This is a genomic window from Myroides indicus (genome assembly GCF_004364575.1).
Classification (GTDB): domain Bacteria; phylum Bacteroidota; class Bacteroidia; order Flavobacteriales; family Flavobacteriaceae; genus Flavobacterium; species Flavobacterium indicum_A.
Window position 1 is genome coordinate 1 of sequence record NZ_SOAG01000043.1, and the last position, 11830, is coordinate 11830.

Here is an 11830-nt window from a genome sequence, read left to right on the forward strand (position 1 = left end):
AATCAAAAGGATTATAAACCACAATTTTATTTGTTCAAAAAACAACGAAAGAGAATTGAAACCTTGTTCTCGCAATTGTGCGACCAATTTATGATGAGACGTAATTACGCCAAGACATTTGAAGGTTTCAAAACCAGATTATTAGCTAAAATAACGGCGTTAACAGTTGTACAATTCATCAACAAAGAATATTTCAATAGGAATATCAATAACTTAAAAGTGTGTATTATTTAAAATGCACAACGGGTGTATAGCAATTATTTTATAGTAAATAGAGTTTAACTAAAAATATAAGAGTTGAAAATAAATTTTCAACTCTTAATTAATCTTAACTGCCACAGACAATACACTCGTCGGGATTGTCCAACGAGCAGGAAATATCCGCTTGTTTGTTTTCCGATGATTGAACCGTTTCTACTGTGAATTTGATAGCATCTGCCGCTGCTTTAGTGCGCAGGTAATACATACCTGTTTTCAATCCGCTTTTCCAAGCATAGAAGTGCATCGAAGTCAGCTTTGCCATATTGGGTTCTGCCATAAATAGGTTGAGCGATTGGGACTGACAGATAAATGCACCCCTATCGGCAGCCATATCAATGACGGTTTTCTGTTTAATCTCCCAAACGGTCTTGTACAGTTCTTTTAAGTCTGCGGGAATTTCCTCAATATTTTGAACAGAGCCATTCTCGGCAATCAACTTGTTTTTCATTCGGGCGTCCCAAAGGTTTAACTCTATCAGGTCTTTCAGTAAATGCTTATTGACCACTACAAACTCACCTGAAAGTACACGCCTGTTATAAATGTTACTAGTATAAGGTTCAAAACATTCATTGTTGCCTAATATCTGAGAAGTAGAAGCTGTAGGCATCGGAGCCACTAAAAGGGAATTGCGTACACCAAATTCCATTACATTTTTACGTAAACCTTTCCAATCCCATCGGTCTGATGGCTGTACATTCCATAAATCAAACTGAAATTTTCCTTCGGAAAGTGGCGATCCCTTAAAACTCTCGTAAGCTCCTTCTTCCTTCGCCAATTCCATGGAGCTCTCCATTGCCGCATAGTAAATCGTTTCAAAAATATCTTTATTCAGTTGCCGTGCTTTCTCACTTTCAAAAGGCATCCGCAACAACAGAAACACATCTGCCAGTCCTTGTACACCTAATCCAATCGGACGATGTTTGAAATTGGAATTTTCGGTTTCGGGTACGGGATAGTAATTCCCGTCTATCACTTTGTTCAAATTCCGAGTAACTATTTTGGTTACTTCATACAGTTTCTGAAAGTCAAAACCATTTTCGGAAACATAACGAGGCAATGCCAGTGATGCGAGGTTACACACCGCCACCTCATCGGCACTCGTGCATTCCATTATTTCGGTGCAAAGATTGGAACTGCGGATTACTCCAATGTTTTTTTGATTAGACTTTTCGTTAGCAGCATCTTTGTAGCACATATAGGGTGTTCCTGTTTCGATTTGTGCTTCGAGTATAGCATTCCACAACTCTCGGGCTTTCACTTGCTTACGGTATTTACCTTCGCTCTCGTAGCGTTGATAAAGTTCCTCAAACGAGCTTCCATACACATCGTACAAACCAGGAGCTTCATTTGGATCAAACAAAGACCAATCGGCATTTTCTTCTACTCGCTGCATAAACAGATCAGGGATCCACAATGCTGGAAATAGATCTCTTGCCCGCATTTCTTCCTTGCCGTGGTTTTTTCGAAGGTCCAAGAAATCAAAGATATCGGCGTGCCAAGGCTCTAGATATACAGCAATTGCTCCCTTACGTTTACCACCGCCCTGATCCACATAACGTGCCGTATCGTTATACACTCTTAGCATCGGGATAATTCCATTAGAAATACCGCCTGTGCCTTTAATGTAGCTGCCTGCTGCCCTTACATTATGAATGCTCAACCCAATACCACCTGCCGACTGCGAAATCAAGGCGCAACGTTTTAAGGTATCAAAAATCCCTGCAATACTATCTTCAGTCATGCTCAATAGAAAGCATGACGACATCTGTGGTTTGGGCGTTCCTGCATTGAACAAGGTAGGCGTAGCGTGGATAAACCATTTTTCGCTTATCAGATTGTAGGTTTCGATTGCAGCCTCAATATCTTCCTTGTGGATACCGATTGCCATCCGCATAAACAAGTGTTGTGGACGTTCGGTTACTTTGCCATTGGTACGGATGAGGTAAGAGCGCTCCAAAGTTTTAAAGCCGAAATAATCAAAGTTATAATCCCGGCCGTAGATGATACTGCTGTCAATTTCATCAGCATTTTTGCGGATGATATCATAAGTTTCCTCAGACAATAAAGGTGCTCGCGTATTGGTTACGGGATCGATATAGTCGAAGAGCAATTTAGCTGTTTTGGAAAAGGATTTTAGCGTATTCTTATGCAGGTTGCTGACCGCAATCCTCGCGGCAAGCACCGCGAAATCAGGATGTACCGTTGTATAAGCTGCAGCTGTTTCGGCAGCAAGGTTGTCCAGTTCGGTAGTGGTTACATTGTCATAAATGCCCTGAATCACTTTCTTGACTATTTCGATTACGTCTTTCTCATCTACTGAAAGTCCGTAGACTAATTTATGAATCCGTGCAATAATCTTGTCAAAATGTACAGCTTCCTGTTTCCCGTTTCTTTTTATTACATACATCTTTTCTTAGTTAATAGTTAAAAATTGAGAGTTGATTGTTTTAGTTAGTTAATAGTTCTTCCCACTCTTCACTCTCCACACTTCACTGATCAAAAATCTTCACCCAGTGAAAAGCTGTTATTTTCCTTTCCGCCCTGTGCTACGCCAGTCTTCTGGTATTCGCCTACGCGACGTTCAAAGAAATTAGTTTTGCCTTGTAGGGAAATTAATTCCATAAAGTCGAATGGATTTGTGGCGTTCCAGACCTTTTTACAGCCTAATGCAACAAGCAATCTGTCCGCTACAAACTCGATATACTGGCACATCAACTCGGCATTCATCCCGATTAATCTTACCGGCAGCGCTTCTGTTACAAATTCTTTTTCAACTTCAACCGCATCAGCAATTATTTTCTGTACGGTTGCTTCGGGCAACTTATTTTTTAAATGATTGACATATAGTAAGCACGCAAAATCACAGTGCAGACCCTCGTCACGGCTGATGAGTTCGTTTGAAAATGTCAGACCGGGCATCAATCCTCGTTTCTTCAGCCAGAAGATAGAGCAGAAACTTCCCGAAAAGAAAATCCCTTCCACAGCAGCAAACGCAATCAGCCTTTCGGCGAAATTGTCGCTTTCAATCCATTCTAATGCCCAATCGGCTTTTTTGCCTACACAGGGGACGGTTTCGATAGCCCGTAACAGGTAATCTTTTTCTTTAGGATCTTTTATGTATGTATCAATCAATAAGGAATACATTTCCGAATGGATATTCTCAACCATAATCTGAAAACCATAAAAAAATCGAGCTTCGGGGTATTGTACTTCCTGCACAAAATTTACTGCAAGATTTTCATTGACTATGCCATCGCTTGCCGCAAAAAATGCTAGCACGTGCGATATAAAATAGCGCTCATCCTTATTTAGTTTATTTTGCCAGTCGTTCATATCCGATGACAGATCTACTTCTTCGGCAGTCCAAAAACTGGCTTCTGCTTTTTTGTAAAACTGCCAGATGTCATCGTGTTGAATGGGAAAGATGACAAAACGGTCTTTGTTATCTTGTAAAATCGGTTCAATCATACTTTCTTATTCTTCAAAAAATTCATATAATAAAGTGTAAAAAAAATTCTGTAAACTATTTTAATTTCTCTAAAAATACGGTCCAGATAATTGCTTATTGCTGTAAAAATTACTTTTTCATTATAATCCAAAAGTCTCTTTATTCAGCCATTATTTTCAAGTACTTGCTCTTTAAGTATTGTGAAAAACTTTTCTTGCTTTACTTTTCCAATATTTGTCTTTTCTGCAAACTGTAAATAATTGAGAGTAGCTCTTTTTAATTCCGATTGTACTTCATCAATCTGTAATTCTACATTACTTGCCAGATGTAGTAAATAATACACTGTGCGTTTGAGCATATTTTCGGCTTCTTCCAGCTTTCCAAGTTTTTCATAGGTGTTTGCCAAATTATTGCAGGAAATGATGTACACCTGCATGAATGGAATTTTCAAACGCATACAATCTGGAATATGATTATTTAGTACTTCTGCCCGATACAAAGCATCCTTATAACCGGATAAGGCTTTTTCAAAATTGCCGTTATTAAAAAGTTCGTTATTCGATACAGTTAATGCCCGCCAATATTTTTCTATATGACTCATACAGGTATCACTCATTTTATTTTAAATTTTGATTGGCAAAATCCCAGTTGACGATTTCCCAGAACCCTTCTACAAACTTTGGACGGGCATTGCGGTAGTCGATATAATAAGCGTGCTCCCAAACATCTAGCGTGAGGATCGGGGTTTTGTTTTCGGTCAAAGGAGTATGGGCATCTTTCATCGGCAAGATCTCTAATAGACCTTGGTCATTCTGTGCCAGCCAGGCCCATCCTGCTCCGAATAACTTGATTGCTGTTTCCGAAAATTTATTTTTAAATTCTTCAAAACTGCCGAAGTCACGATTGATGAGTTCGGCTATTTTTCCTTGGGGTGCTTTACCGCCATTTGGCGAGAGACAATGCCAGAAAAAGCTGTGGTTCCAATGCTGCGCAGCATTATTGAAGAGTCCGGCATTGTTTTCTGCAAATCCCTTCTGTATGATTTCCTCAACGGTAACGGTTTCTAAAGAAGTGTCTTTTACCAACCCTGCAAGGTTGTTTACATACGCAGCGTGATGCTTGCCGTAATGGTAGTCAAATGTTTCCTCCGTGATAATCGGATTCAGTGCGTTTTTGTCGTACGGAAGTTCTGGTAATGTTTGTGTAATTTTCATTGTTTTCTGTTTTTTTGAGTTTTAAAATTTTTGTTACTTTTTTAATTGACTTATTTGTCCTAATCGCTCTTTAATCTTCGTATATTACCTTGTAGCAGGTTATTACTCCGAATGTTCCTTTCTAAGTATTTTTTGTTTGTCTCTAATAATTCTTATTCCATAATGCATGTTATAAAAACTACAATAATTAGATTTGAAAAAATATAAATTTAGATTAATCTAAATAAATAATTAGACAAATATAAAAACATAGTTTGATTATAAAAATCTTTCCACAGAATAATCGATAAAAATTAGTTACAAGTATTAAATAAAGATGCCGTACCTTATATATTAAAGATTGAATTACAGGGTACAAATTCGATTAGACACAGTCCAAGATATTGCATTAAGCAATTGACTGTCAATATAAAAATTTACCTTACTGGCGTATCACATCATAAAAAAAGAGAATTAATAATTAATTCTCTCTTCGTCTTGAAATTCTTTCATTTCTCAATGGATTATCATTTTTTCTGGAATCATTTCGTTCCCAATCAAACCTTTTTTTAGGTTTCTTTTCATCCTTAATTCTAAATGAAGAACTTTTAACTTCCCTCTTTTGATCTATTTCATTGGCATTTACACTTGCTTCTTGCGTTTTACTTGAAGGAGCAATCAAGCGATTCAGTTCATCTAATTCTGCTTTCGTTATTTGCCGATAATTTCCAACAGGTACATCTAAACTGATATTAATAATTCGGATACGCTTTAAACCAACTACTTCATAGCCAAAAAACTCGCACATACGCCGAATTTGCCTATTTAAACCTTGTGTAAGGAAAATCCTGAATACAAATTTACTAATTCGCTCTACCCTGCACTCTTTAGTAATAGTATCCAATATCGGAACGCCCTGTCCCATTCGTTGAATAAACCGGTCTGTAATGGGTCTGTTTACCGTAACAATATATTCTTTTTCGTGATTGTTTTTTTGGCGCAAAATTTTATTAACGATATCTCCGTCATTGGTCATAATAATTAATCCTTCGCTATCTTTATCTAAACGACCTACAGGGAAAATCCGTTTGGGATAATTAATATAATCCACAATATTATCTCTTACCTTTTTATTTGTCGTACATTCAATCCCGACAGGCTTATTAAATGCTAAATATATTAGCTGTTCATTCGTTTGTCTGATCAATTTTCCGTTAACTCTGATTTCGTCGTCATCAGTAACTTTTAAACCCAATTCCGGCAACTTCCCGTTAACGGTAATACGCCCTTCTTCAATCAGGCGGTCAGCTTCTCTTCTCGAACAATAACCAACTTCTGACAAATATTTATTTAAACGCGTCTCTTGATTTTCCATAACGCAAAAGTAAATAATAAATTTCGTTACTTATAAAAGAAAGAAGCTCTATTTAAAAAACATCTCAATAGCTTTACAAACATTGGAATGCTGCAAACTATGCCCTAAATCTCTTGTCGTAATAACCTTGCTATTCCTTTCTTTTAAAGCCTGATGAAAAGAGATGGTTTCGTGGTAAAAAACTTGAGAATCATTAATATCGTGAACACATAGTACAGGCACATCAACCTTTTGCAAAGCTATAGAACAAGAATAAAAAGACAGTGGTTTTCCTATTAATTGTTCTAAATATCCCTGATACGAGTTTACTATACGTTTATTATAACCTAATAATTTAAAATACTGATTTACAACAACCTCAAAACAATCAAAGCTTCCCAAAATAACTACTTTTTGAACACAGGAATACTTTTGACAACTCAATTGCTGAAATAGAGAAAAGGCACCTAATGAATGACCGATTACAAAATGAGGCTGAAACTGCCTGATAGCTAAGTTAATAACTTCTTGATAATTCTTTACATTTAAATCTTTGCCTTTACTTTGCCCTAAACTTGGCGCATCAAAAGCAATATATCTAAAATCATGTCCCAAATAAGATTGCATCTGCTCCCACCTGGAACTGTTACTTTCCCAGCCGTGAATTAATAAAATCAAAGGTTTGGAAACTTCTTTATAATTCCAGTGATAAACAAAAACCTTCTCTCCTCTGTATTCAAAAAAATCTGAAGTTGCTTTTTGAAGAAATAAAGGAAGAGCAGTAGATTTCAACTTGCCTTTACGCGGAGTAGTAAAAAATTTATGAACAAAAAACAGGGCTTTATTTACCGAGAAAAAACTAATTAAATTAACGAATAAACCTGCTGCTCTTTCCATAAAAAAGAAAAGCCTCCATACAGAGGCTTTTTATATTACAATTTAGCGATTATCGCTTCAATTTTTTCTCTTTCTTCGTTAGCTAAAGCGCTATCTACTAAAATTCTACCGCTGTGTTCATCCGTAATTATTTTTTTACGGGCAGCAATTTCTACCTGTGTTTGAGGCGGAATAGTAAAATATGACCCCGCAGAAGCACCTCTTTCAATAGATACGACAGCTAATCCATTTCTCACTCCGTTTCTAATTCTGTCATATGCAACTAACAAGCGATCCTCAATATCAGCTTTAAATTCTTCTGATTTCTGCAAAAGCAACTCCTCTTCTCGTTCAGTTTCTGTCATAATGCTATTCAACTCAGCTTCTTTATGACCTAAATGTTCTTGTCTTGCAGCCAGTCTACTTTCTGTTTCTTCAATAGAAACTTTTTTGTGTTCAATACTTACAAGCATTTCTCTGATATGCTTTTCAGCAAGTTCTATTTCCAGATTCTGAAATTCAATTTCTTTTTCTAAAGAGTTAAATTCTCTGTTATTCTTAACCTCGTTTTGTTGTGCAGTATACTTTTTAATAGCTTCTTTAAATTCTTCTATAGCGGATTTTTTATCTTTAATACCAGCTTCAATAGTATTTAAATCTAGATGTAATTTTTCCAAGCGTTTGTTTAGTCCAGCAACTTCGTCTTGTAAATCTTCAACTTCCAGAGGCAATTCCCCTCTCATATTTTTGATTTCGTCTATTCTTGAGTCAATCAATTGCAAATCATAAAGTGCTCTTAACTTCTCTTCAACGGTTAATTCTTTTTTCTTTGTCATTTTTATAAGTAGTTAACTGGATTTGTATTTACTGTTGATAAAATAACTGCAAAAGTAGGCATTTTTTTTGAAAGATACTCTACTATGTAATTTTTTGTATACCTTTCACTTTCAAAATGACCAACATCAACCAAAACCAATTGTTTTTCAGCTTCATAAAACTGATGATACTTTAAATCTGCCGTAAGATACGCATCTGCCCCTTGTGCTTTTGCATTTGCAATAGCAAAACTTCCCGAGCCACCTAAAACAGCTACCTTTTTGATGGGTTTTCCTAATAGTGAACTATACCTGACCCCTCCAGTTTCGGTTTTTGTTTTCACCATTTTTAAAAACTCCATTTCGTCCATTTCATTTTCCAACTCGCCAATCATTCCCATTCCAGCATTTTGCAGTTTATTTTCAAGATTATAAATTTCATAAGCAACTTCTTCGTACGGATGACTGACAAATAGCTTTTTAAGCACCTTGCTTTGCAAATGTTTTTCAAAAGTAACTTCTACTTTTGCTTCTTCTACTTCCTCATATTTACCTTGTACGCCTATAATCGGATTGCTCTGGCTATTTCCTCTGAAACTTCCCATTCCATCTGATACAAAACTACAGTTGTCGTAATTACCGATAGCACCGGCACCGGCTTCAAACAAGGCGTTTTTGACCTGCTCTGCCTGCCTGCGCGGAACAAAAGTGATGAGTTTTTGAATATAGCTTGATTTGGGAATCAAAATCTTAGTATTTTTTAAACCTAATAAATTGCAAAATATTTTATTGACTCCCTCCGGATGATTGTCCAATGCGGTATGAATAGCATAAATAGAAACATCATATTTAATAGCCTTAATAACAGCTCTTTCAACGTAATTTTTCCCGGTTATTTTTTTCAATCCTGAAAACAAAATAGGATGAAAACAAACAATCAAATTACACTTTTTTTCCACCGCCTCCTCCACCACGGTTTCCAATGCATCGTGGCAAACCAAAATTCCGGTTATTTTTTGCTCGTTGTTTCCAACAAGCAAACCAACATTGTCAAAATCTTCTGCGTAGGCTAATGGTGTTAATTCTTCCAGTATCGGAATAATCTCTTTAATTTTCATGTTATAACGGTTAATCCTTATATTATTTTATATTTTCTCAAAGATAAAAAATTGGTACTTTCGTACAGAACTTTATAAGAATTATTAATGAAACACCTTATATTTCTTTTTTTAATCTTACTTATCTTTGTTTCGTGTAAAAAAGAGGAGAAAGTACCCATTGCTGAATTACACGCTGATGATTACAAAATACAATGGATTGGAGTAAATTACGATTCAATTGAAAAAGAGGAAATAGAACTTTTAATTCCAAAAGATAAGAGTAAAGACACTATTTTCAATCAATTATTGTTATACAGGAATGGGGTATTAAGTAAAAAAAACAGTCAGTATTATGACTTAGAAGTTTTAAAAACAGAACAAGAACATACGTATAGAGCAGTAATTAAAATGTATTCGGAATATTCTGAACTAAAAACAGACGAATTTAACGAACGAACGGTTGATATTTTTTTCTCAATTATTATAAAGATAGTATAGATTTTCAAATAAAACATTTTGAAAATACAGATAGTTTTGAAATCGATTTTATTAATTATCACAATGATAGATTTACTGGAAGAATTACAGAAAATGTCTTGAGAGATACTATAATAGATAATAAGAATATGGTAAACATTCGAATTACCAAAATAGCATTAAACAACAAAGAAAACATGAATAGTTTTTTTATTGAAGGAGATTCTATTTTTAGTATACAGAAGGTTAGTTTAGAAGGTCTTTATAAAACGAAGCAATGAAAAATTTCCGAAAATTACTTTTTCCCTTTGCCGTCCTATATGGTATAATTACCAATATACGCAATTATTTTTACAAGATTGGTGTTTTTAAACGGTCCTCGTTTTCCACTCCGGCAATTGTAGTTGGGAATCTAAGCGTTGGAGGAACAGGAAAAACGCCAATGGTAGAATATATTATCCGCTTATTAAAAGAACAATACTACCTTGCTACTTTAAGCAGAGGCTATAAGCGCAAAAGTGAAGGCTTTATTCTTGCCGATGCTAACACAACTATGGCAGAAATCGGAGATGAACCATTTCAGTATCACTACAAATTTGATAATGTTTCAGTAGCTGTTGATGCCAAAAGAGTAAATGGCATTCAAAATATTCTTAAATTAAAGCCTCAAACACAAGTCATTATATTAGACGATGCTTATCAGCATCTGGCAGTAAAAAGCGACTTTAATATTTTACTGACTACCTATGATCAGCCTTATTACAATGACAATCTATTACCTGTAGGAAATTTAAGGGAATCCCGAAAAGGAGCCAAACGTGCCCAAATAGTGGTCGTTACCAAATGTCCTGAAAAACTTTCAGAACAGGAGCAAAAAAACATTGTTCAAAAACTGAATTTAACTCCAAATCAAAAAGCATTTTTTACTTACATTGAATTCAGTAAATTAGCTTACTCAAAATCAGGCAAAATAGATGTAGAAGATCTTCGAGAAGAAGACTTTATATTAGTTGCCGGAATAGCCAAACCAACAACTTTTTTTGACCATCTCAAAAAAGAAAATACAATTTGCTTGCCTTTTCCTGATCACCATCATTTTTCATCGGCTGACATTCAATTAATATTGCAGTCCGCAAAAAGAGGTAAAATTGTTACTACCGAAAAAGATTACGTTCGGTTAGTAGATTTATTGCCGCCAGAAAAATTATATTATTTACCAATTCAAACTTCTTTTGTAAATTGCAAAAAGGAGTTTGACCAAATTATTTTAGATTATGTGGGAAAAAGTACAGCAAACAGCTAAATATTTAAAAGACAAAACGGGCTTCTCACCCGAAATAGGTATTGTCTTGGGCTCTGGTTTAGGCAACTTTGCAGAAGACATTCAAGTTAAACAAACAATAAATTATTCAGACATACCGAATTTTCCTGTATCTACTGTTCAAGGACACAAAGGAACGCTTATTTTTGGTACAATCGGTTCCAAAAAAGTAATTGCCATGCAAGGACGATTCCACTATTATGAAGGCTATAGCATGCAGGAAACAACTTTTCCAATTCGCGTAATGAAATATCTGGGAGTAGAAACGGTTATTGTTTCCAATGCTTCAGGCGGCGTAAACCCTGACTTTAAAGTTGGGGATATTATGGTCATTAAGGATCATATTAATGGTTTCCCCGACCATCCGTTACGCGGAAAAAACGAAGAACGTTTTGGGCCTCGCTTTTTAAATATGAATAACGCTTATACTGCAGAACTTATCGAAAAAGCAAAAGCAACTGCCCTAAAACAGAATATAAACCTCAAAGAAGGAGTATATTACGGTTTGCAAGGTCCGACTTTTGAAACCCTTGCCGAATATAAAATGGTAAGGATTTTAGGAGCCGATTGTGTAGGAATGTCCACTGTACCTGAAGTAATTGTAGCCCGCCACATGGATATGAAATGTTTTGGCATCTCCATTATTTCAGACATGGGCAATGAAGAAGGAATCACTACTGTAAATCACGACGAAGTATTAAAGGCAGTACAACAAGCAGAACCTGTTGCAAGAAACCTGATTAAAGAATTAATCATTAGTTTATAACCAAACGAAGCCGTCTCACAACTGAGGCGGTTTTTTTATTCAATTTTCAGCAAAAAAAGGCTAATAATTAGGATGTTAATATAAAAATCACTAAATTTAACTACCTAATCATCAATATGATGAGTTATAGAATTAAAGAATACAACCAATCCCAAAACTGGTTATTTCCACCTTCTATAGAAGAATTAATTCCATCGGATCATCCTGTAAGAATCGTGA

The 11830-nt window shown here is 35.6% G+C and carries 12 protein-coding genes; 4 read left to right on the forward strand and 8 right to left on the reverse strand.

The features are described from left to right. Window positions 1-234 (forward strand): transposase (locus C8P70_RS12995; RefSeq protein WP_166666184.1); only part of this gene is annotated, 234 nt, incomplete at its 5' end. 94 nt (window positions 235-328) lie between these two features. On the opposite strand, the gene C8P70_RS13000 is transcribed toward C8P70_RS12995, so the two are convergent. From C8P70_RS13000 to C8P70_RS13035, 8 genes are all read right to left on the reverse strand, one after another. Continuing rightward, on the reverse strand, window positions 329-2668 hold the full coding sequence (locus C8P70_RS13000; protein WP_133713744.1) for a ribonucleoside-diphosphate reductase subunit alpha: 2340 nt from the start codon (window positions 2666-2668) through the stop codon (window positions 329-331). Between the two features lie 89 nt (window positions 2669-2757). Next, window positions 2758-3729, reverse strand: a complete 972-nt coding sequence (locus C8P70_RS13005; RefSeq protein ID WP_133713745.1) for a ribonucleoside-diphosphate reductase small subunit — start codon at window positions 3727-3729, stop codon at window positions 2758-2760. 143 nt (window positions 3730-3872) lie between these two features. Beyond that, window positions 3873-4310 (reverse strand): tetratricopeptide repeat protein, encoded by a 438-nt coding sequence (locus C8P70_RS13010; RefSeq protein ID WP_243832716.1) that lies wholly within the window; start codon window positions 4308-4310, stop codon window positions 3873-3875. Between the two features lie 16 nt (window positions 4311-4326). Further along, complete coding sequence (locus C8P70_RS13015) at window positions 4327-4923, reverse strand: superoxide dismutase (RefSeq protein WP_133713747.1); 597 nt, start codon at window positions 4921-4923, stop codon at window positions 4327-4329. A 460-nt stretch (window positions 4924-5383) separates the two neighbouring features. Next, window positions 5384-6277, reverse strand: coding sequence for a 23S rRNA pseudouridine(2604) synthase RluF (gene rluF / locus C8P70_RS13020; RefSeq protein ID WP_133713748.1), 894 nt, complete (start codon window positions 6275-6277; stop codon window positions 5384-5386). A 48-nt stretch (window positions 6278-6325) separates the two neighbouring features. Further along, on the reverse strand, window positions 6326-7153 hold the full coding sequence (locus tag C8P70_RS13025; protein ID WP_133713749.1) for an alpha/beta hydrolase: 828 nt from the start codon (window positions 7151-7153) through the stop codon (window positions 6326-6328). 35 nt (window positions 7154-7188) lie between these two features. Then, the gene (locus tag C8P70_RS13030; RefSeq protein ID WP_133713750.1) at window positions 7189-7968 is read right to left on the reverse strand and encodes a zinc ribbon domain-containing protein; all 780 of its coding nucleotides are present in this window, start codon (window positions 7966-7968) and stop codon (window positions 7189-7191) included. 2 nt (window positions 7969-7970) lie between these two features. Continuing rightward, window positions 7971-9065 (reverse strand): Nif3-like dinuclear metal center hexameric protein, encoded by a 1095-nt coding sequence (locus C8P70_RS13035; protein WP_133713751.1) that lies wholly within the window; start codon window positions 9063-9065, stop codon window positions 7971-7973. 87 nt (window positions 9066-9152) lie between these two features. Here C8P70_RS13035 and C8P70_RS13040 point away from each other — a divergent pair, with 87 nt between their 5' ends. The 3 genes from C8P70_RS13040 to C8P70_RS13050 all read left to right on the forward strand — a co-directional run bounded on the left by C8P70_RS13040 (window position 9153) and on the right by C8P70_RS13050 (window position 11611). Beyond that, a complete protein-coding gene (locus C8P70_RS13040; protein WP_133713752.1) occupies window positions 9153-9545 on the forward strand; it encodes a hypothetical protein in 393 nt (130 codons plus the stop codon). Between the two features lie 256 nt (window positions 9546-9801). Further along, complete coding sequence (gene lpxK, locus C8P70_RS13045) at window positions 9802-10827, forward strand: tetraacyldisaccharide 4'-kinase (RefSeq protein ID WP_133713753.1); 1026 nt, start codon at window positions 9802-9804, stop codon at window positions 10825-10827. Next, on the forward strand, window positions 10799-11611 hold the full coding sequence (locus C8P70_RS13050; protein WP_133713754.1) for a purine-nucleoside phosphorylase: 813 nt from the start codon (window positions 10799-10801) through the stop codon (window positions 11609-11611). The genes lpxK and C8P70_RS13050 overlap by 29 nt, the downstream gene beginning before the upstream one ends. Window positions 11612-11830 lie beyond the last annotated feature (219 nt).

Bases quoted from the DNA above. Each gene is read 5' to 3' on its own strand.
- C8P70_RS13000 (WP_133713744.1), bottom strand. From the start codon at position 2,668: ATGTATGTAATAAAAAGAAACGGGAAACAGGAAGCTGTACATTTTGAC.
- C8P70_RS13005 (WP_133713745.1), bottom strand. From the start codon at position 3,729: ATGATTGAACCGATTTTACAAGATAACAAAGACCGTTTTGTCATCTTT.
- C8P70_RS13010 (WP_243832716.1), bottom strand. From the start codon at position 4,310: ATGAGTCATATAGAAAAATATTGGCGGGCATTAACTGTATCGAATAAC.
- C8P70_RS13015 (WP_133713747.1), bottom strand. From the start codon at position 4,923: ATGAAAATTACACAAACATTACCAGAACTTCCGTACGACAAAAACGCA.
- rluF (WP_133713748.1), bottom strand. From the start codon at position 6,277: ATGGAAAATCAAGAGACGCGTTTAAATAAATATTTGTCAGAAGTTGGT.
- C8P70_RS13025 (WP_133713749.1), bottom strand. From the start codon at position 7,153: ATGGAAAGAGCAGCAGGTTTATTCGTTAATTTAATTAGTTTTTTCTCG.
- C8P70_RS13030 (WP_133713750.1), bottom strand. From the start codon at position 7,968: ATGACAAAGAAAAAAGAATTAACCGTTGAAGAGAAGTTAAGAGCACTT.
- C8P70_RS13035 (WP_133713751.1), bottom strand. From the start codon at position 9,065: ATGAAAATTAAAGAGATTATTCCGATACTGGAAGAATTAACACCATTA.
- C8P70_RS13040 (WP_133713752.1), top strand. From the start codon at position 9,153: ATGAAACACCTTATATTTCTTTTTTTAATCTTACTTATCTTTGTTTCG.
- lpxK (WP_133713753.1), top strand. From the start codon at position 9,802: ATGAAAAATTTCCGAAAATTACTTTTTCCCTTTGCCGTCCTATATGGT.
- C8P70_RS13050 (WP_133713754.1), top strand. From the start codon at position 10,799: ATGTGGGAAAAAGTACAGCAAACAGCTAAATATTTAAAAGACAAAACG.